Origin of the sequence: Streptococcus sp. HMSC076H09, from assembly GCF_001811765.1 — a bacterium.
Taxonomy (GTDB): Bacteria; Bacillota; Bacilli; order Lactobacillales; family Streptococcaceae; genus Streptococcus; species Streptococcus agalactiae.
Genome location: NZ_KV806594.1, coordinates 63,304 through 83,718, shown reverse-complemented (window position 1 = coordinate 83,718; position 20,415 = coordinate 63,304). Strand labels below are relative to the sequence as shown.

The 20,415-nt window shown below is 35.2% G+C and carries 23 protein-coding genes; 6 read left to right on the top strand and 17 right to left on the bottom strand.

Features of this window, described 5'->3' with window-relative positions:
• Both HMPREF2818_RS02385 and HMPREF2818_RS10100 read right to left on the bottom strand, forming a co-directional pair.
• The coding region (locus tag HMPREF2818_RS02385; RefSeq protein WP_070518627.1) for a hypothetical protein at positions 1 to 442 on the bottom strand (442 nt) is incomplete at its 3' end.
• A 604-nt stretch (positions 443 to 1,046) separates the two neighbouring features.
• Entirely contained in the window at positions 1,047 to 1,202 is a 156-nt protein-coding gene (locus HMPREF2818_RS10100; RefSeq protein ID WP_001867266.1) for a hypothetical protein, read from the bottom strand.
• Between the two features lie 122 nt (positions 1,203 to 1,324).
• On the opposite strand from HMPREF2818_RS10100, the gene HMPREF2818_RS02380 reads away from it, so the two are divergent.
• Positions 1,325 to 1,624 carry a YbaB/EbfC family nucleoid-associated protein gene (locus tag HMPREF2818_RS02380; RefSeq protein ID WP_000981511.1) on the top strand — a complete coding sequence of 100 codons (300 nt, stop codon included), beginning with the start codon at positions 1,325 to 1,327 and terminating at the stop codon, positions 1,622 to 1,624.
• 160 nt (positions 1,625 to 1,784) lie between these two features.
• Positions 1,785 to 2,975 carry an SAM-dependent methyltransferase gene (locus HMPREF2818_RS02375; RefSeq protein WP_000244918.1) on the top strand — a complete coding sequence of 397 codons (1,191 nt, stop codon included), beginning with the start codon at positions 1,785 to 1,787 and terminating at the stop codon, positions 2,973 to 2,975.
• Positions 2,976 to 3,044: 69 nt separating this feature from the next.
• On the opposite strand, the gene HMPREF2818_RS02370 is transcribed toward HMPREF2818_RS02375, so the two are convergent.
• The 3 genes from HMPREF2818_RS02370 to HMPREF2818_RS02360 all read right to left on the bottom strand — a co-directional run bounded on the left by HMPREF2818_RS02370 (position 3,045) and on the right by HMPREF2818_RS02360 (position 5,064).
• Positions 3,045 to 3,770 carry a MerR family transcriptional regulator gene (locus HMPREF2818_RS02370; RefSeq protein WP_001292008.1) on the bottom strand — a complete coding sequence of 242 codons (726 nt, stop codon included), beginning with the start codon at positions 3,768 to 3,770 and terminating at the stop codon, positions 3,045 to 3,047.
• Positions 3,771 to 3,896: 126 nt separating this feature from the next.
• Complete coding sequence (locus HMPREF2818_RS02365) at positions 3,897 to 4,484, bottom strand: 3'-5' exonuclease (RefSeq protein ID WP_000811664.1); 588 nt, start codon at positions 4,482 to 4,484, stop codon at positions 3,897 to 3,899.
• A gap of 43 nt (positions 4,485 to 4,527) precedes the next feature.
• Positions 4,528 to 5,064 (bottom strand): DUF536 domain-containing protein, encoded by a 537-nt coding sequence (locus HMPREF2818_RS02360; protein WP_000215421.1) that lies wholly within the window; start codon positions 5,062 to 5,064, stop codon positions 4,528 to 4,530.
• A gap of 134 nt (positions 5,065 to 5,198) precedes the next feature.
• Here HMPREF2818_RS02360 and HMPREF2818_RS02355 point away from each other — a divergent pair, with 134 nt between their 5' ends.
• Positions 5,199 to 6,371, top strand: coding sequence for an aminoacetone oxidase (locus HMPREF2818_RS02355; RefSeq protein ID WP_000683564.1), 1,173 nt, complete (start codon positions 5,199 to 5,201; stop codon positions 6,369 to 6,371).
• A 43-nt stretch (positions 6,372 to 6,414) separates the two neighbouring features.
• On the opposite strand, the gene HMPREF2818_RS02350 is transcribed toward HMPREF2818_RS02355, so the two are convergent.
• Positions 6,415 to 7,197, bottom strand: a complete 783-nt coding sequence (locus HMPREF2818_RS02350; RefSeq protein ID WP_000338252.1) for a DUF4931 domain-containing protein — start codon at positions 7,195 to 7,197, stop codon at positions 6,415 to 6,417.
• 158 nt (positions 7,198 to 7,355) lie between these two features.
• Here HMPREF2818_RS02350 and rpsN point away from each other — a divergent pair, with 158 nt between their 5' ends.
• On the top strand, positions 7,356 to 7,625 hold the full coding sequence (gene rpsN, locus HMPREF2818_RS02345) for a 30S ribosomal protein S14 (protein WP_001085659.1): 270 nt from the start codon (positions 7,356 to 7,358) through the stop codon (positions 7,623 to 7,625).
• A 361-nt stretch (positions 7,626 to 7,986) separates the two neighbouring features.
• Here the strand turns inward: rpsN and HMPREF2818_RS02340 are convergent, their stop codons facing one another.
• The 4 genes from HMPREF2818_RS02340 to tsaB all read right to left on the bottom strand — a co-directional run bounded on the left by HMPREF2818_RS02340 (position 7,987) and on the right by tsaB (position 11,319).
• Positions 7,987 to 9,012, bottom strand: a complete 1,026-nt coding sequence (locus HMPREF2818_RS02340) for a threonine aldolase family protein (protein WP_000902183.1) — start codon at positions 9,010 to 9,012, stop codon at positions 7,987 to 7,989.
• Between the two features lie 119 nt (positions 9,013 to 9,131).
• A complete protein-coding gene (gene tsaD / locus HMPREF2818_RS02335; protein WP_000655092.1) occupies positions 9,132 to 10,142 on the bottom strand; it encodes a tRNA (adenosine(37)-N6)-threonylcarbamoyltransferase complex transferase subunit TsaD in 1,011 nt (336 codons plus the stop codon).
• Between the two features lie 75 nt (positions 10,143 to 10,217).
• On the bottom strand, positions 10,218 to 10,625 hold the full coding sequence (rimI, locus tag HMPREF2818_RS02330) for a ribosomal protein S18-alanine N-acetyltransferase (RefSeq protein ID WP_000445944.1): 408 nt from the start codon (positions 10,623 to 10,625) through the stop codon (positions 10,218 to 10,220).
• Between the two features lies 1 nt (position 10,626).
• On the bottom strand, positions 10,627 to 11,319 hold the full coding sequence (gene tsaB, locus HMPREF2818_RS02325; RefSeq protein WP_000978603.1) for a tRNA (adenosine(37)-N6)-threonylcarbamoyltransferase complex dimerization subunit type 1 TsaB: 693 nt from the start codon (positions 11,317 to 11,319) through the stop codon (positions 10,627 to 10,629).
• 178 nt (positions 11,320 to 11,497) lie between these two features.
• On the opposite strand from tsaB, the gene HMPREF2818_RS02320 reads away from it, so the two are divergent.
• On the top strand, positions 11,498 to 11,728 hold the full coding sequence (locus tag HMPREF2818_RS02320) for a DNA-dependent RNA polymerase subunit epsilon (protein WP_000639570.1): 231 nt from the start codon (positions 11,498 to 11,500) through the stop codon (positions 11,726 to 11,728).
• A 53-nt stretch (positions 11,729 to 11,781) separates the two neighbouring features.
• Positions 11,782 to 13,461, top strand: coding sequence for a ribonuclease J1 (gene rnjA, locus HMPREF2818_RS02315; protein ID WP_000065495.1), 1,680 nt, complete (start codon positions 11,782 to 11,784; stop codon positions 13,459 to 13,461).
• A 161-nt stretch (positions 13,462 to 13,622) separates the two neighbouring features.
• On the opposite strand, the gene HMPREF2818_RS02310 is transcribed toward rnjA, so the two are convergent.
• From HMPREF2818_RS02310 to gap, 7 genes are all read right to left on the bottom strand, one after another.
• Positions 13,623 to 14,132: a CHAP domain-containing protein gene (locus tag HMPREF2818_RS02310; protein ID WP_000392204.1), complete on the bottom strand. Its 510-nt coding sequence runs from the start codon at positions 14,130 to 14,132 to the stop codon at positions 13,623 to 13,625.
• 147 nt (positions 14,133 to 14,279) lie between these two features.
• Positions 14,280 to 15,626 (bottom strand): type I glutamate--ammonia ligase, encoded by a 1,347-nt coding sequence (gene glnA / locus HMPREF2818_RS02305; protein WP_000156223.1) that lies wholly within the window; start codon positions 15,624 to 15,626, stop codon positions 14,280 to 14,282.
• A 33-nt stretch (positions 15,627 to 15,659) separates the two neighbouring features.
• Positions 15,660 to 16,031, bottom strand: coding sequence for a MerR family transcriptional regulator (locus tag HMPREF2818_RS02300; protein ID WP_000664341.1), 372 nt, complete (start codon positions 16,029 to 16,031; stop codon positions 15,660 to 15,662).
• Between the two features lie 79 nt (positions 16,032 to 16,110).
• Positions 16,111 to 16,650 (bottom strand): FUSC family protein, encoded by a 540-nt coding sequence (locus HMPREF2818_RS02295; RefSeq protein WP_000854121.1) that lies wholly within the window; start codon positions 16,648 to 16,650, stop codon positions 16,111 to 16,113.
• Between the two features lie 262 nt (positions 16,651 to 16,912).
• The gene (locus tag HMPREF2818_RS02290; protein WP_001096752.1) at positions 16,913 to 18,109 is read right to left on the bottom strand and encodes a phosphoglycerate kinase; all 1,197 of its coding nucleotides are present in this window, start codon (positions 18,107 to 18,109) and stop codon (positions 16,913 to 16,915) included.
• A gap of 134 nt (positions 18,110 to 18,243) precedes the next feature.
• Positions 18,244 to 19,113, bottom strand: a complete 870-nt coding sequence (locus HMPREF2818_RS02285) for a 5'-nucleotidase, lipoprotein e(P4) family (protein WP_000858923.1) — start codon at positions 19,111 to 19,113, stop codon at positions 18,244 to 18,246.
• Positions 19,114 to 19,321: 208 nt separating this feature from the next.
• Entirely contained in the window at positions 19,322 to 20,332 is a 1,011-nt protein-coding gene (gap, locus tag HMPREF2818_RS02280; protein WP_070508649.1) for a type I glyceraldehyde-3-phosphate dehydrogenase, read from the bottom strand.
• Positions 20,333 to 20,415 lie beyond the last annotated feature (83 nt).

Sequence of the window (20,415 nt, the reverse complement as noted above, 5' to 3'; positions counted from 1 at the left end):
TGTAAAGTGTTGAATGTTGGTTAAGGATACCTGAAAGAGAACCTTGGATATATTTTGGCAATACTTGTTTTTGGGCACTTTCATAAAGTTCTGAATCTGTTAACTGACGTTCTGCTTTGGGGCTTGATACTTGCGGTGTCACTGCTGCGTTTTGTTGTTTGTAAAGTGTTGAATGTTGGTTAAGGATACCTGAGAGAGAACCTTGAATATATTTTGGCAATACTTGTTTTTGGGCACGTTCATAGATTTCTGAATCTGTTAACTGACGTTCTGCTTTTGGATGTGTTGCTTGCGGTGCTGTGAAAGTTGAAGCTGAAACACCTTGTGTAGAACCAAGAGCTACGAATGCTCCTCCAGCAAACATTGCTGAGACAAGACCGAGTTTCAAATAGTTAACAGTTGAGACGTTGTTGACTTTTTTTTCTGTAATAAGTTTTTTCATAAGAATTACCTCTTTCTTTTGGGTTATTTATTTTATGAACTAAGTATAGCAACAAGAAATAAAGTAAGGTTAAACTAAATATAAAATAATTCTTAAGTCATTCTTAGGAAACCATAAAATCATACATTAACAAAAAATTTGGTATCTAGATCAAAAGTAAAGGTAGAATAAAGGCTTTTACTTCTGAGCTAGTAATGAATAAATTATATTTGCATCTAGTTTGGAATTAGCCCTAGTGTATTATAATGATTCCTACAAATATGTGCCAAACACCTTCTTCATATATACAAGATTGATTTAACATTCCTATACCCTTAATGGTGGGCACATTCTCTTCATGTTCCATATAGAAATCAACAGATAATTCCGTATTGTCCCTATTATTAAATTTTCCAGTTAATGATAAATTATATCCTCCACCTTGAGGCGCCCTATTACCAATCTGTTCAACCTTTACACTTGACGAATCGAATTGAACAGATTCTATCTTATCATTCTGTGATTTTAGAACATCAACAATTTCATATTCATGTTCTTTGAGGTAAGCTAGTTGTTCTTCTTTAACGTGCTTTTATCTTTCGTACTTACTGATACTTGAGAGCATTTATTTGACCCACTTCTTACTAATCAGATGACGTCCCTCTAAGATGAATCCTAAACACGTAGCTGCCACTAACCATTTTAACCTTTTATGCATATATAATTCTTCTTGATATCCTATACCATTATCTTTAGTATAAACACTTAATAAAACAAGCATTTAACAACTACGGTTAATAAAATTCAATAAATCTAATCCTTTTACTTACTTTAGTTTATCACTTTTTTCTCTCATCCTATGCTATAATAGTAAGGTATCAAAATTTAGGAGAATATAGTCTTATGATGAATATGCAAAATATGATGCGTCAAGCACAAAAGCTTCAAAAACAAATGGAACAAAAGCAAGCTGATTTAGCAGCTAGCCAGTTTACTGGAAAATCTGCTCAAGAGCTCGTTACTGTGACATTTACAGGCGATAAAAAGCTAATTTCAATTGATTACAAAGAAGCTGTGGTAGACCCTGAAGATATTGAAACACTACAAGACATGACAACTCAAGCTATCAATGACGCTTTAAGCCAAGTTGACGATGCTACAAAAAAAATTATGGGAGCATTTGCGGGTAAAATGCCATTCTAAAAAATAAATCACATTTACTGAATCACCTGTAAATGTGTTTTTTTATTTCAAATCACTTTCATTTTTCATGAAAATAAGTTTTATTTTCAAAAAAATATTTGCAAAAAATCAGCAGAGAGGTATAATAACATTGAAAATATTAGAGAGAAGGTGACTAACCATGGTTATGGATAGTCTAATCATAAAACAGTTGATTAAGAGTACATTTGATATACCCTTACAAGTCACTTATCCAAATGGGAATATTGAAACTTATAATGGTAACAATCCCCACGTCAAACTTAAACTAAACAAAAATTTCTCCGTCTCGGAGCTATCAAAAGACCCTTCTATTGTATTGGGTGAAGCTGTTATGGATGGAGATATTGAAATTGATGGTTCTATACAAGAATTAATTTTATCAGCTTACCGCTGTGGAGACAGCTTTCTACGTAATAGTAAATTTAGCAAATTGATTCCTAAACAATTTCATGATAAAAAACACAGTAAATCCGACATTCAAAAGCATTATGACATCGGAAATGATTTCTATAAACTTTGGCTTGATGATACCATGACTTATTCATGCGCCTATTTTAAACATGAAAATGACAGTCTAGAGCAAGCTCAACTAAACAAAGTACACCATATTCTTAATAAATTAAATGCTCAGCCGGGAGGGAAATTACTAGATATCGGTTGTGGCTGGGGGACACTTATCATTACTGCTGCTAAAGAATATGGCTTAAATGCAACAGGTATTACCTTAAGTGAAGAGCAGGCTTCCTTCATTACTAAGCGTATCAAGGAAGAAGGATTGGAAAATAAAGTAACAGTCCTCATTAAAGATTATCGTGACATTCATGAAACATACGATTATATCACTAGTGTTGGTATGTTTGAACATGTAGGAAAAGAAAATTTATCTCAATACTTCCAAACTATTTCTAAAAGACTCAACATCAATGGTCTAGCTCTTATTCATGGTATTACTGGACAAGTGGGTGATAATCATGGTAGTGGAACTAATTCTTGGATTAATAAGTATATCTTCCCAGGAGGATATATCCCTCGTTTAACTGAAAATTTAAATCATATAGCTAGTGCTGGACTTCAAATTGCTGACTTAGAACCGCTTCGTCGTCACTATCAAAAGACTCTCGAATTATGGACAAAAAATTTCCACAATGCCCTTCCTGAAGTTCAGAAAACTCATGATAAGCGTTTTATCAATATGTGGGACCTCTATCTTCAATCTTGTGCGGCCTCTTTTGAATCTGGCAATATTGATATTTTTCAATACTTGCTTTCAAAAGGTGTTTCAAAAGACACTATGCCTATGACACGCGATTATATGTATTCTGCTAATTGATATAGTTAATATTATAGTATTCCAACTTATTCTAAATAAAAAGAACTCTCTTGAATTCAAGGGAGTTCTTTAACGTTCTTCTCTGGCTAACTCTATACAATGTGACTTTTGGTGACAATGTGGACAGAATACTTTTCGCGTCTTAGGGGTATGTTTCGCTAGATTAAATGCTTGATATGTCGGTGTAAAGGTTTGATGACAATTTGGACAAAGATAAACAACCTGTTGTTTAAAATACCAAACCATACCATTCATAGCTATTAAGAATACTGTTACTGCTATCCACATAAGCCATCTTTGATTTAGAGAAACTGCTGCTATTATTAACGTAATATAGACCATAATAATCATAACGACTTGTAGCACTATGCTTTTTTGTAGTTTACCCCATTTTCTTTTGTTTTCTTCCATAAGCACAATGTCAGAAAGATAGCCTAATGTTTTACTGTCTTGTTTTTCTACGGTTTTTAGTAGGTTGACAGCTTTGTCAAGTTTGTCTTTTTTACTATCAATAGCTAGCCTTAATTCTCTTATCTGCACTTGTAAAAAAAGCTCTAAAATCTGGCTAGCATTGTCTTCAGTAAATAGATTTTTGATATTATCAATTGAAAAATCTAAATCTCGTAAATAAATAATTTGTCTAAGCTTTTCTAAATCAGCAATACTATAAACCCTCCTACCTCCTTCAGATAGTTCTGATGGGGATAAAATTCCTCTTTTGTCATAGTACTGAACAGTACGAACAGTAACTCCTGCTTCTTTAGCTAAGTCACCAGTTGAATATTTTTCTGACATGTTTCACACCTCCTTTAATATAGTAAACACTTCTTTATCAGAAACACCTTTACTATATCAAATGACCTAAGGTAATAAGCAAGTAATAACGCTAAGTATTTTTAACTTTAAATAAAACTACAACAATTAATCAAACAAATTTCCTAAAGCCGCAAATGGGCTATCAACTGCTACCTCTTTTTGCTGTTTTAAATAGATTTTATTTTCATCCAAGTCCAGAAATTTTTCATAAACACGCGCAGTCATGCGGGCATCCTCTAAGCTATTATGTGCCTTACCCTTTATTCCTAAAAAGTCAGCAACAGTAGTCAATTTAAGGTTGACGATACCATTTAAATCTGTACTACGTCTCACAAAAGCTTCATCATATAAGTCCACCTGATATTGACTAGTTAGATCCAAACCATTTTCAACTAAAAGAGGTAAATCCGATTTATGCCCATTATAACCAATCAACGGTGTGTCTCCAACAAAACTCTGCAAGTCTGTCAAAATTGTCTCAATTTTAGGAGCCCCTATAATATCTCTAGCTGTAATACCTGTTAAACCATTAATAAAGCTTTGTAATGGAACTTTTGTGTGAACATAAGTATCAAATAAAGCAATCTCTTGATGATTAGAATATTTAACGGCCGACACTTGAATAATATGGCTATGCTCACCAACCGTGTTAAACTCTAAATCAAAAGCTATATATTCTTGTAATTGTTTCATTATTTCTCCTAAAAAGCGCAAGGAAACTCCTTACGCTTTTATTCTATTTTTTATTGAAGAAACGTCCAAAGAAACTTTTTTTAACAGCTTCTAATTCTTGAATTTTTTCTTCTTTGGCTTCTTGAATCTCTTCAACCTCTGCTTTAGCTTCATTTAACTCAAGTTGCAGACGTTGCGTATCTTCCATAGCAGTTAAAGTCAATTGCTGTTGTTGATCTAATTGCTTATCTTTCTCTGCTATTTGAATATCTTTTACATGTAACTGCTCGTCTTTTGAAGCAATCTGAATATCTTTTGCTTTTAACTGTTCATATAAACGTGTGATTTCAGTATTCTTCTCATCAACGAGAATTTCTAAAAGTTCTCGTCTTGATGCTTCTTCGTCAATTGGTTCCTCTTCCAAAATAGTTTTTTTATAGATTTCTTCCAATTTAATCAAGCCATCACGATTAACAACTGTAACGCCTTTACTATTCTTTTCCACACATTCTTCAGGGAGTGTTTTAACTCTGTTATTCATCGCTTGACGACTAACCCCTAAAATTTCAGCTAATTCACTAACCGTCTTTTCAACTGTCATAACTTCCTCTTTTGTACTGATTTTCTTATAAAAGAATATCACAATCCTAATCTAGTGTCAATTTACTGTCAACTTAAAGTGTCAAACAAGACATTTTGACGTCTATTTCTCTATTTATATGCTAGAATAAGATTATGAAGCATTATGACACAATAATTATAGGTGGTGGACCTGCTGGAATGATGGCAGCTATTTCCTCAAATTTTTACGGCAACAAAACACTTCTTATTGAGAAAAATAAACGTTTAGGCAAAAAACTAGCTGGAACAGGTGGTGGCCGCTGTAATGTTACCAATAATGGAAACCTTGATGAGCTCTTAGCTGGTATACCTGGAAATGGCCGTTTCCTATATAGCGTCTTCTCACAATTTGATAACCATGATATTATTAACTTCTTTCAAGACAACGGCGTCACACTTAAAGAAGAAGATCATGGGCGTATGTTCCCTACTACTGATAAATCTCGTACTATCATTAACGCCCTTGAAAATAAAATAAAAGAACTTGGTGGTCAAATTATGACTGACACAGAAGTTGTCTCTGTCAAAAAGATAGGAGATTCATTCTATATCAAAACTAAAGATACACAGTTCGCATCCGATAAACTTATCGTAACAACTGGTGGTAAATCCTATCCGTCTACAGGTTCTACTGGTTTCGGTCATGACATTGCTCGTCACTTTAAATTAGAAGTCACAGATATGGAAGCCGCCGAAAGCCCTCTTTTAACTGATTTTCCCCATAAAAAACTACAAGGTATCTCCTTAGATGATGTCACTTTGTCATTTGAAAAGCATATTATTACACACGATCTTCTCTTTACTCATTTTGGATTATCAGGACCAGCAGCCTTGCGAATTTCCAGCTTTGTCAAAGGCGGAGAAACTATATACCTAGATGTTTTGCCCAATATCTCTGTTAAAGAATTGGAAACACACTTCCAAAATGAAAGAGAAAAATCTTTGAAAAACGCTCTTAAAATACTTCTTCCTGAGCGTTTAGCTGAATTTTACGCTGAAGACTTACCAGAAAAAGTAAAACAAGTATCTGTAAAAGACTTAGAAACGTTAATTCAAAAACTTAAAAAACTTCCTATTTTAGTAACTGGTAAGATGTCTCTAGCAAAATCCTTTGTAACAAAAGGGGGAGTTGATCTTAAAGAAATAAACCCCAAAACACTTGAAAGTAAAAAGGTAGCTGGTTTACATTTTGCTGGTGAAGTCCTAGACATCAATGCTCATACGGGAGGGTTTAACATTACTTCTGCCTTATGTACAGGTTGGGTAGCTGGTAGCTTACACTATTAATACATGAAAGCTGAACAATTCCGTCAGCTTTTTTATATAGAATTTAAAGATAATATTTGGCTCTTAAGGCTTCTTTGATTTTTTCCAATTCATCTGGTAAATTTACCTGATGAATAGCATACCCAATCTGATAAGGGGATACTATAAAACGAGGAACAATTTTACAAATAAGACCCCCATCATGCTTATAGAAAAAGAGATTATAAGATTTACAGCGCCCTCCCAAGAATTCATTTAAAATATAATGACACAAAATTGGTAAACTATCTGCAATCAAAATAGCGTTTTCCAATTTGGATACTTTAATTGTGAACTCTGTGAAATCAAGCATAGGACGATTGGCAATACTAATCTCTGCTTGTTGACTCGTTTCCGAACAAACCTCGATACCATCAAACCAATCTAAGTTCAACGTTTCATAAGCATCTACGTTTTTTAAGCCAACAATTTGGCTATGAGGATGTCGTAAACTTCCGCCAGATAAGGGCCCAAAATTTCGATAAAGAACGACCGAACGGTAATGACCACTTTCTTCCATTAATTGCCATTTTGACAAAAGATAATCTAACAATTGGCGCATCTTTGACTCACTATAAACTGAAATATCCCCATTGTGATCATTTGATTCAATCACCAATGTTTGATAGGTTTCTTCTAAAGTTGGGTATTTATTTTCTACCCAGATCATATCGTCTTTCACGTCTAGGATTTTTCCTAATTGGCTTTTATCACAAAATGGACATTTGTCTTTATTACTGGGTTTTTGTTTCGCGATATTAGGGTTAAATCGGATATATCTTTCATTCATACTGTTATTGTAACACATTCATCACCATTACAATATAATACTTATCCAGTTAACATTTTCCTTGCATTCTTAGCTGAAAAGAGTATAATAGAATCATGTCTTGTTTACTGGTTAATTACCAGTTAACTAGGCACCCTGTTTTGGGATAGAAAAATCTTTTTGGGAAAGGAGAAATCATGGCTAAGAAATCAAAAATTGCTAAATTTCAAAAACAGCAAAAACTCGTAGAACAATATGCTGAACTACGTCGTGAGTTAAAAGAAAAGGGTGATTACGAAGCACTTCGTAAACTTCCTAAAGATTCTAACCCTAACCGACTTAAAAATCGTGATTTAATCGATGGCCGTCCTCACGCTTACATGCGTAAATTCGGTATGAGTCGTATTAACTTCCGTAACCTAGCTTACAAAGGCCAAATTCCTGGCATTAAAAAAGCAAGCTGGTAATTCGTGAAGACAAATAGTTACTTTTTATGACTATTCTATTGAGTGTGGACGAATAGTTAATACATTGTAATTATTTAACCTGTTGAGTATTTACTCAGCTATTACAAACTTCTTCAAAATTTTATTATCATAGGAATGTAGGATCTCATCAATCCTTAAATGACTAATAATAAAAGATGAAAAAATTTTTCTTATCTCAAATCATAGATGCCAATTTATTTATTTTCAAAAAGCCCGGTATGCCAAGATACCGAGCTTTTTATTATTATAAATACTGATAAAATTCTTTTAGTTAATTCCCAAAATCAAGACGATTATTTTGTAATAGTCACTACTGAATAATATTTCTTTTATTAAAAACTCACAAGACATTTCTTAAAGCAGTTACATCTTCGCGACTAGTTGACCAACTAGTTGCTAGACGTATTACAGTATGATGGTCATCATATTTTTCCCAAAAACTATAAGCTACATTCTTTGCTAAATCTGCTAGTTTTGTATTTTCTACAATAACAAATTGTTGATTAGTTGGTGATTTTAAATAGAACGAGTAACCTTTTTCTTCTAAAATGATTTTTAATTCCTCTGCTAAGTCAATCGCATGCTTTCCAATCTTTAAGTAAAGGTCATCCGTAAAGAAACGATCAAAAGCAAGCCCCAGCAATCTTCCCTTGGCTAATAACGCACCATGCTGCTTTACAATTGTAGTAAACTGTTTTGGACGATTTTTCTTTGTGAAAACAACTGCTTCCCCAGCAAGAGCCCCCATTTTGGTTCCACCAATGTAAAAAACATCTGATAAGGCTGCAATCGTTGGGAAATCAACATCTGTATCTTTCGCAGCCAAACCATACCCCAGACGAGCACCGTCAATAAATAAGGGGATTTGATAATGTTTACAAATCTTCGATAACTCTTCTAGTTCTGCTTTACTATAAAGTGTTCCATATTCTGTTGGATGTGATATATAAACCATTCCTGGAAAAACCATGTGTTGGTAATTACCATCAGCATAAAAAGTCTCAATATAAGTTGCAACTTCGCTTGCGAGTAATTTCCCATTATGAGAAGGTAAAGTCAATACCTTATGACCTGAAAATTCTATGGCTCCTGCTTCATGACTACTCACATGACCTGTTTCTGCAGCAATAACTCCTTCATAAGAAGCAAGCATACTACTGATAACTACTTGATTTGTTTGAGTACCACCCACTAAAAACTCAACTTCAGCTTGTGGACAGGAACAGACTTCTCGAATTTTATCTGCCGCTTGTTGACAGTAACTATCTGTCCCATATCCCGATAGACCTTGATCATTAGTTTCAATAAGGGCATTCAAAAGCTCTGGATGAGCTCCTTTATTATAATCATTTTCAAAATGTAACATTCCTTAACTCCTTTATTAGTTAAAAAAAATAGCGACAATATCATTTGCTAATTTTTTGAATATTCAATTATTATACCAAATAAAAAATATCAAAACAAGCGTTTTGATATTATGAACACCTATAAACCTTCAAAAGCTAAGCTAGGTTTGGCATTCAATTTTAAAGAAGCAAAATTCTCTTTTTCAAACTCTATCGCTGCTGCTAATGCAATCATTCCTGCATTATCCCCACATAATCTAAGAGGAGGAATAACCACATCAATATCAGGAGAAATATCAGTAGCCAAGCGTTCCCGAAGTCCTTGATTAGCTGCAACTCCACCAGCAACGACTAAAGTTTTCACTGGATACTTTAACAAAGCTTTTTGAGTTTTGGCCAATAAAATATCCAAAACAGCCGCCTGAAAGGAAGCACATAAATCTTCAAGAACCAATGCTTCACCCTTTTGTTCTGCATTATGATGTAAATTGATAAATGCAGATTTTAATCCAGAAAAAGAAAATTCAAGATGATCTTCTTTGATCATCGCTCTAGGAAAATGGTAAGTATCTTGACCCTTATGAGCTAACTGATCAATCTCGCGACCTGCTGGATAAGTTAAGCCCATAACACGGCCTACTTTATCATAAGCTTCTCCAACAGCATCATCCCGAGTTTCTCCTACTATTTTGTAATCTCCCGGTCCAGAAACATATACTAATTCTGTATGTCCCCCACTGACAAGCAAAGCTAACAATGGGTATTGAAGTTCCTTAACGTCACGTGCTGCCATTAAATGACCTGCCATGTGGTTTACAGGAATTAGAGGTAATTTATTTGCCCAAGCGAAAGCTTTTGCTGCAGCCATACCTACCAATAAGGCTCCTACTAATCCCGGACCATATGTTACAGCAACAGCATCCAAATCGCTAGCAACAATACCTGCTTCTTGAAGAGCATCCTCAAAACAGGTTGTTACTACTTCAACGTGATGACGGCTTGCCACTTCAGGAACAACACCACCAAAACGTTTGTGACTTTCAACTTGACTTGCAATAATATTAGCTAGTAACTCTTTATCATTTTTTAAAATAGCAACACTAGTTTCATCACATGAACTTTCCACTGCTAAAATATATCTATCTTTCATAATGATATTAATCCATCAATATCGTCTTTTCCATTAGTATTGAGGACTATTCATATCCTTTCTATCATCAACTATTTATCCCTTGCGCATCACTATAGCACCTTCAATTGGATCATGGTAATAATTTTTGCGCTTTCCTAAAACTACAAAACCACACCTCTCATAAAGTTTTTGTGCTACGATATTTGAATAACGAACCTCAAGAAAAACTGGCACCTCTATATCAGCAATCATTGACATTAACTGGTAAGCATAACCTTTACCTTGATAATTTTTTTTAACAGCAATATTAGTAATTTCTACTTCACCTACCAATTGTTGAAGAGCCAAAAAACCAATGACCTCACCGTCATTATAAACAAAAAAATAATCTGTTGAATCTTTTTTTAAATCTTCTGAAATCTGCGATAAACTCCACGGAGATTTGTCATAGACATCAGATAGTACGCTCCATATAGCCAGTGCTTGTTCTGATGATTCCATCTCAAACTCTCTTAATATATTCTTCTGTATTCGTTTCACAGTGGTTTTTTAACCAATTTTCCTCAGCTTCAACTCGTTTTAAGTATCGTGGAACAAACGCATCTACATTAACGCTTTCCATTTTTTGTCCTTTGCGCCCAATTGCCACTGCACAAGGTAAAGTTTCTGTAATTTTAGCATGTGGTAAGGCTTTCTTAATCTGATCAAAAAATGCTGCAACCTCTCCGACAAAATGAACATTGGCTTTATTCCCCACCTCTTGTAAGACTTCTTCAAGAGAAGTGTGACAGTCTGGTTTAACAGTATCACCATTTTGATAGAAACCAACATAAACATTGTTACGTCGTGCATCTATAAGTGGTACCAACAAATCATTTTCTGAAAATCCATTTGTTAAAGCGTACAGGCTAGATACTCCAACTAAGTCAATCTTAAGCGTATAAGCTAGCATTTTTGCTGTAGCAACAGCTACACGTAAGCCCGTATAAGATCCTGGACCCTCTGCCACTACGATACGGTCCAAATCTTGAGGTTCTAAATCAATTGATTGCATTAAAAAATCAATGGCTGGCATCAAATTAATGCTATGATTCTTTTTGATATTGATAGTGACAGTCGCTAAACATTCCATATTGTTTAGTACAGCCACTGATAGTGCTTTGCTTGAAGTATCAAAGGCTAAAACTTTCATCATTTAACTTCCCTTACTTGATTCTACCTCTTATTTTATGATATAATCATGATAATTGCAACGAATCAAGGTTAATTCTATTACTCTATAAAAACTTAATAATGGTTTGTCATTGTCTCACTTAACGGCATTGACCCATTTTTTTATAGTTAGAAAAACCGAGAGATAAGAAAGGATTATTATGATTTATAAAGTTTTCTATCAAGAAACAAAAGAACGCAACCCACGTCGTGAGCAAACCAAAACACTTTACGTTACTATTGATGCAGCTAATGAATTAGAAGGTCGCATTGCTGCACGTAAACTAGTTGAAGAAAATACAGCTTACAATATCGAATTCATCGAGTTACTTTCAGACAAACACCTTGAATATGAAAAAGAAACTGGTGTTTTCGAGCTCACTGAGTTCTAGAAAGGAGTTAAACATAATAGCTAGAGTAATCTACCCATTATGATAAACTTATTATGTCAAATATCAACTTAAAACCCGAAGAAGTTGGGGTTTATGCGATTGGTGGTCTCGGTGAAATCGGAAAAAATACTTACGGTATCGAATATCAAGACGAAATTATTATTGTAGACGCTGGTATTAAATTCCCTGAAGATGATCTTTTGGGAATAGATTATGTTATCCCAGACTATTCATATATCGTTGAAAACATTGACCGTATCAAGGCCCTTGTTATAACTCATGGGCACGAGGACCACATCGGTGGTATTCCTTTTCTATTAAAACAAGCTAATTTACCGATTTATGCAGGTCCTCTCGCTCTTGCTCTAATCAAAGGTAAGTTAGAAGAACATGGTTTACTTCGTGACGCTACATTATACGAAATCCACGCTAATACAGAGCTGACTTTTAAAAACTTAAGCGTTACATTTTTCCGCACTACTCACTCCATTCCTGAACCATTAGGTATTGTTATTCATACCCCTCAAGGTAAGGTTATTTGTACAGGTGACTTCAAATTTGACTTTACACCTGTTGGGGAGCCCGCTGACTTACATCGTATGGCTGCTCTAGGTGAAGATGGTGTCCTCTGCCTTTTATCAGACTCGACAAATGCTGAAGTTCCAACCTTCACTAATTCCGAAAAAATTGTTGGGCAATCTATTATGAAGATTATCGAAGGTATCGACGGACGTATTATTTTCGCCTCTTTTGCTTCAAACATCTTCCGACTCCAACAGGCTGCTGAAGCTGCTGTTAAAACTGGTCGTAAAATTGCTGTTTTTGGACGGTCAATGGAAAAGGCAATTGTTAACGGTATTGAACTTGGCTATATTAAAGTTCCAAAAGGTACCTTCATTGAGCCAAGCGAACTTAAAAATCTTCATGCTAGTGAAGTTTTAATTATGTGTACAGGTAGTCAAGGTGAGTCTATGGCAGCACTTGCTCGTATCGCTAACGGTACTCATCGTCAAGTTACTTTGCAACCTGGTGATACTGTGATTTTCTCATCAAGCCCAATCCCTGGTAATACAACAAGTGTCAATAAATTAATCAATACCATTCAAGAAGCTGGTGTCGATGTTATTCATGGTAAAATTAACAATATCCATACCTCCGGCCATGGTGGTCAACAAGAACAAAAATTAATGTTACGCTTGATTAAACCAAAGTATTTCATGCCCGTACACGGTGAGTATCGCATGCAAAAAGTCCATGCTGGTTTAGCAGTTGACACAGGTATTCCTAAAGAGAATATCTTCATTATGGAAAACGGTGATGTTTTAGCTTTAACGAGCGACTCTGCTCGCATTGCTGGACATTTCAATGCTCAAGATATCTACGTTGATGGGAATGGTATTGGCGATATTGGTGCGGCAGTTCTACGTGATCGCCACGACTTATCTGAAGATGGTGTTGTCCTTGCCGTTGCTACCGTTGATTTCGATTCAAAAATGATTTTAGCTGGACCAGACATCCTTAGCCGAGGCTTTATCTATATGAGAGAATCTGGGGACCTTATTCGCGAAAGCCAACATATCTTATTCAATGCTATTCGTATTGCACTGAAAAATAAAGATGCAAGTATCCAATCAGTAAATGGAGCTATTGTTAATGCCTTACGACCATTCTTATATGAAAAAACTGAGCGTGAGCCTATCATTATTCCTATGGTCCTTACCCCTGATAAATAAACAAAAGAACGGAAAATACCTTTTCCGTTCTTTTTAATTGCCTATATTAGCAAAATAAGTTAATATAGCAAATTACTTCTGGGATAACTATAGAATATAAAAGAACTCCATCCAAACAGTATCGTACTTTTATACCGTCTATGTGAGGAGTTCTTTATAGATTAATTCGGATAAATGTAGCTAACTACCCCTGGTGTCGCTGTATTTTGTGGATCAAACCAACCACGATAATTATCAATCCATTGATGACCTGCATAATTAGATTCTAAAACCTGAATTTTATTAGTGACAGGATCTACAGCTGTAACATAAGCCACATGTCCATAACTACCATCAGTCCAACATACGATAGAACCCACGCGAGGTTGTGTTCCTACTGTATAACCAGCTGATGTGGCGCTCGCAGCCCAATCACCACCGTTTCCCCACCAGTTACCTGCCCATGTTGCCATCTCCTTTACACCCCATGTGCATTGACCTAGTGGAAACGTATTACTAGCTGGATGTGCTTGAGCAATTTCCTCCGCACTTGCTAGGTAGTCTACATCTACTGCATAGTTATATGTATTCGCATCTGCATTTGTTGAAGCAAATGAAAAAGCGGACACCAAAGCCACTGTTCCAAGCATTGTTTTAGACTTTAATTGTTTTATGTTCATGTTTTCCTCCATCTGATGACTCCTAGTTTATCAAATCCATATAACAGACAAATGAAAACCTGTAACAAGTTTTAGGCAATTTTTTACAATAATTTACAAAAAAACTAGTTTTAGACTTTACAAAATAAAGCCTAAAACTAGTTATAAACATTCTTATGATTAATATAAATCTAGGTAATTATCAATTTCCCATTGTGAAACATAAGTCGCATAACTTGCCCATTCAATACGCTTAGCATCTAAGAAATTAGTATAGATATGAGTTCCTAGGGCCGCTTTTACCACTTCATCTTCTTCAAGTGCTTTAAGAGCATTATGAAGAGTAGATGGTAAATCAACAATACCTGCTTGACGACGTTCTTCTACAGTCATAGCATAGATATTTGTCTCAATTGGTTCTGGTGCTTCAATTTTATTCTCGATTCCCTCAAGTCCTGATCCCAAAAGTACTGATAAAGCAAGATAAGGATTTGCTGTTGGGTCAACCGAGCGCAATTCTAGGCGTGTTCCCATACCTCGAGATGCAGGTACACGAATAAGTGGCGAACGATTGCGACCTGCCCAAGCAATGTAAACTGGTGCTTCGTATCCTGGTACCAAACGTTTATAAGAATTAACAGTTGGATTAATGATAGCTGTGTAATTGTAAGCGTGTTCCATTAACCCACCTAAAAAGTAGTAGGCATCCTCTGATAATTGCATTCCACGTGGATCTTCTGGATCAAAGAAAGCATTGTTCCCTTCATTATCAAAAAGAGACATATTACAATGCATACCTGAACCATTGATACCAAACTTAGGTTTTGCCATAAAAGTAGCATATAAACCATGCTTACGAGCAATTGTTTTAACAACCAGTTTAAATAATTGAATGTTGTCACAGGCTTTTAAAACATCATCATATTTAAAGTCAATCTCATGCTGTCCAACTGCTACTTCATGATGACTAGCTTCAACTTCAAAGCCCATTTGTGTTAAGACATTAACAATTTCACGACGTGTATTATCTGCTAAGTCTGTTGGAGCTAAGTCAAAGTAGCCTCCTTTGTCATTAACATCAAGTGTTGGGTTACCATTTTCATCCATTTTAAATAGGAAAAATTCAGGTTCTGGTCCTAAGTTAAATGACTTATAGCCCATCTCTTGCATACGTTTCATATTACGCTTAAGATTTCCACGTGGATCTCCGGCAAAAGGTTCTCCTTCTGCTGTATAGATATCACAGATTAGACCTGCAACAGCTCCATTTTCATCTCCCCAAGGAAAAACAATCCAAGTATCTAAATCAGGATATAAATACATATCAGATTCATTGATACGAACAAAGCCCTCAATAGAAGATCCATCAAACATTGCTTTATTTGATAAAACTTTGTCTAATTGTTCATCTGTAGCCGGAATTTCGACATTTTTCATTACTCCTAAGATATCTGTGAACATCAAACGGAGGAAGGTAACATTTTTTTCCTTAACTTCGCGACGAATATCTTCTGCTGTGATAGTCATATAGTCTCCTTAATATCTAGCTTGACTGCATGTTTACAAATGCATATTTCCAATGTGCTGTGAAGGACTTGAAAAACGCCCTTGATTACGGAGCTCATCTTGTAAAAGTCGACGAACCTCGGCATCTGATAATGACTTTTGTTTCTCTTTGGACTTATGTTGTCTTTGCATGTATTCATTTTTAATATCAGAAATATGCAAACCATCGCTAATGAAGTCTTTTATTTCCAGTAAGCGGTCCATATCATTCAGTGAAAACATGCGGCGGTTACCTTCAGTACGTTCAGGTGTGATTAACCCTTGATCCTCATAATAGCGAATTTGTCTGGCAGTCAAATCTGTCAACTTCATAACAGTTCCAATTGGGAATACAGCCATTGTACGCCTAAGTTCTCTTTCTTTCATGATGGCCTCCTTTCATTAAACCATTATAAACTTTAAAAAGTTTGATGTCAACTCTCATGTGAGATTTTATGACATCAAACTATAATTTGTTATTTTTTAGTTTTTTCCGAAGTATTTCAATATCTGTATTAACCATCATTGCAATAAAAACACCACAAAAAGTTTCAAAAATACGTGCAAAAACATATAGAATTGTCTCTCCGCTTGGGATTGATAAAGTTATAATAAGTAATGCGGCTGTCCCCCCAATAATACCTGATTTATTGTTACAAGCAACATTAATCATGATACATAACATGGTACAAATAGGAACAATTAATAATGTAACCCAAAAAGCTTGATGAAATATCTCATTGAATGCAAAAAATACTAAGGAGAGTAAGCCACCTATACTATTACCAATAATTCTAGAAAAACCAAAGTGCACGCTTTTATCAAAGTCTTCTCTTAAACTAAATACAGCAGTTAGAGCACCAATTTGAAGCCCTTTCCAACCAAATAAATGAAAAACCAATAAAACTAAAAAGACCGATAAGCCTGTTTTAAATGTTCTCATTCCCAATTTAAACTTTTTAATATCAAATTTGTAATTAGATAATAATTTTTTTAACGTTTTCATACCTATCCCTTCACTATATATTCTAACATATCAATCCATAAAACCCTTTTTGTAAACGTTTTATTTATTACTAGTATATCTTTTATAAACCAATTTATATGAAATCGTCATAAACTTTTGAAAATTGCAGTGTCAACCAAATACCACTATATCTAAAAACTAGTAAATGATAAGTGAAGTCAAGGAAAATTCAATAACTCTACATTATCAACTAAAAAAAGACATGCATCAGCATGTCCTTTAATATAAATTATAATGACTATTATTTTTCAGTCAATGCTGCCAAACCTGGTAATACTTTACCTTCGAGCAATTCCATGCTTGCTCCACCACCAGTAGAGATCCATGAGAATTTGTCAGCACGGCCAAGGTTGATAGCAGCTGCTGCTGAATCACCACCACCGATGATTGATTTAACGCCTAGTTGTTTAACGATAGCGTCCATTACACCGATTGTACCAGCTTGGAAGTCAGGGTTTTCAAAGACACCCATAGGTCCGTTCCATACAACTGTTTTAGCACCAGTAAGTGCTTCATCAAATTTAGCGATTGATTTAGGACCGATGTCAAGACCAAGGAACCCTTCTGAAACTGCTTCACCTTCAGTGTCGCGAACTTCAGTATAACCAGCAAATGCGTTTGCTTCTTTTGAGTCAACTGGCAAGATCAATTTACCGTTTGATTTTTCAAGGAGGTCTTTAGCAACATCCAATTTGTCTTCTTCTACAAGTGAGTTACCGATTTCGATACCTTGAGCTTTGTAGAATGTGTAAGTCATACCACCACCGATAAGAACTTTATCAGCTTTTTCAAGAAGGTTTTCGATAACACCAATCTTATCAGAAACTTTTGAGCCACCAAGAATAGCTACGAATGGGCGTTCTGGAGTTTCAACTGCTTCTTGGATGTAAGCAATTTCGTTTTCAAGAAGGAAACCAGCTACAGCTTTTTCAACGTTTGCTGAAATACCTACGTTTGATGCATGAGCACGGTGTGCTGTACCAAATGCATCGTTAACGAAGATTCCATCTCCAAGTGAAGCCCAGTATTTACCAAGTTCTTCGTCATTCTTAGATTCTTTCTTACCGTCAACATCTTCAAAACGAGTGTTTTCAACCAAAAGAACTTGTCCATCTTCCAAAGCATTGATTGCTTCTTCTAATTTTGCACCACGAGTAACACCTGGGAATACAACATCTTGACCAAGTTTAGCAGCTAAATCAGCAGCTACCGGTGCAAGTGATTTTCCTTCTTTGTCAGCTTCTTCTTTAACACGTCCAAGGTGAGAGAAGAGGATAGCACGACCACCTTGTTCGATGATATACTTGATTGTTGGAAGAGCCGCAGTGATACGGTTGTCGTTAGTGATAACGCCGTCTTTCAAAGGCACATTAAAGTCAACACGAACGAGGACTTTTTTACCTTTCAAATCAACGTCTTTAACAGTCAATTTAGCCATTAGTAAAACTCCTTATATAATTTGATATTATTTATTATAACATATTTTTGTGAACAGTTGTAATTATTGATTACTTTTTCACAAATAGATTTCATAGATTTTCCTAGTTGTTTTCAAGAGAATTCGTATACTTATTAATCATACGAATGCAACATTTTTTGTCGTTCTTTCAATTGTTTTTGAACATCCAGATGTTTTCCTTGATAAATAGCACTTTCCCAAGAACCGTACATAGGATTTGGGAAAACAATAAATTTACTACCAAACTCACTTTGAAGTTTAGTTAGTAGTTGTTCTCTATCTGTACTAGATGATTTAGAAAAATCAGCAAAATCAACTAAATTATCTCCAAAAAGCATAATTAAATTAGTATCTTTTTGAACTGCCTGACGGCGACTCTCTTTAGATTTCATTCCTTTTTTAAGGAAAAGCAAGTGGTCTTTCCCTTGAACAGGTATACCTTCCTTCTCTAAATTTTCTTTAGTCGCATCAACTTGAGCATCTGTACGATCTGAGACATAATAAATTTTTATTCCCTTTTCATTAGCATACTTCAAAAATGCTTTGGCACCCGCAACAGCCTTAGCTGACTTCTTTTGCACCCATTTATCCCAACTCTCTGGCGTGAAACTAGAGCCATCTTTAATATTCTTTGCTTGATATGGGCTATTATCTAAAACTGTTTCATCTAAATCTAAGATAATTGAATATGGTTTTTCACTGGGCTTTTGTAACCAATCATCTAACTTCATTTTAGCAACATTATAACCTTGTAAATATAAAGCCTTGGCTTCTGCAGAATTTTGATACCAAAGGACAGACATAGTGTTTTCCTTAGCCAACAGTTTATTAGAACTTAGAGAAATATTTTTAAATTTCGTCTTTTGCTCCACCTTATCTGGAGACATATCAGCTTTTTTAGTGCTGTGATTTGACTGACATGCTGTCATCATAAATGCAGCAACAGATAACGATAAAACTGAAAAAACTTTTGTAGTCTTCATAAAACTTCTCCTCTATATTTTTTCAATTAAATCATACCACTGCTTACTTTCAAAATCAAACCTTATTTTAACTTATAGCCAATATAATTCAGTTTTCATTTCTTTTCTGATAATTTTCTATAATAAAATGAAAAAACATTCGTATTATTTTTTATTTATAAAAATAAAAGAGGGATAAATCCCTCTTTTACATCATATTAATTAAAAATTATTTTGCAATTTTTGCAAAGTATTCAAGTGTACGAACAAGTTGTGAAGTGTATGACATTTCGTTATCGTACCATGAAACAACTTTAACCAATTGGTTACCGTCAACAGTTTGAACTTTAGTTTGAGTAGCATCAAACAATGAACCGTATGAAATACCAACGATATCAGATGATACGATTGGATCTTCAGTATAACCGTATGAATCGTTAGCTGCTGCTTTCATAGCTGCATTTACTTCTTCAACAGTTACGTCTTTTTCAAGAGTTGCAACCAATTCAGTTACTGATCCAGTTGGAACAGTAACACGTTGTGCAGCACCATCAAGTTTACCGTTCAATTCTGGGATAACAAGTCCGATAGCTTTTGCAGCACCAGTTGAGTTAGGAACGATGTTTGCAGCACCTGCACGAGCACGACGAAGGTCACCACCACGGTGTGGTCCGTCAAGGATCATTTGGTCACCAGTGTATGCGTGGATAGTAGTCATCAAACCTTGTTTAACACCAAAGTTGTCTTGTAAAGCTTTAGCCATTGGAGCAAGACAGTTTGTAGTACATGAAGCACCTGAGATAACTGTTTCAGTTCCATCAAGGATATCGTGGTTAGTGTTGAAAACAACTGTTTTAACGTCGTTTCCACCAGGAGCTGTGATAACAACTTTTTTAGCACCATTTTCATGGATGTGTTGTTCAGCTTTTTCTTTTGATGCAAAGAAACCAGTTGCTTCAAGAACGATTTCTACGCCATCAGTAGCCCAGTCAATGTTTGCTGGTTCGCGTTCAGCAGAAACTTTAACAAATTGACCGTTAACTTCGAATCCACCTTCTTTAACTTCAACAGTACCGTCGAAACGACCTTGAGTTGTGTCATATTTCAACAAGTGTGCAAGCATGTTTGGATCTGTAAGGTCGTTGATACGAGTAACTTCAACACCTTCTACGTTTTGGATGCGACGGAATGCAAGACGACCGATACGACCGAAACCGTTAATACCAACTTTAACTACCATTAGTGATTTCCTCCTTATGAAAATCTCAAATATTTTATTTTAGGGATCCCCCTAACCAATGTGAAAAGATTAACTTGTACATA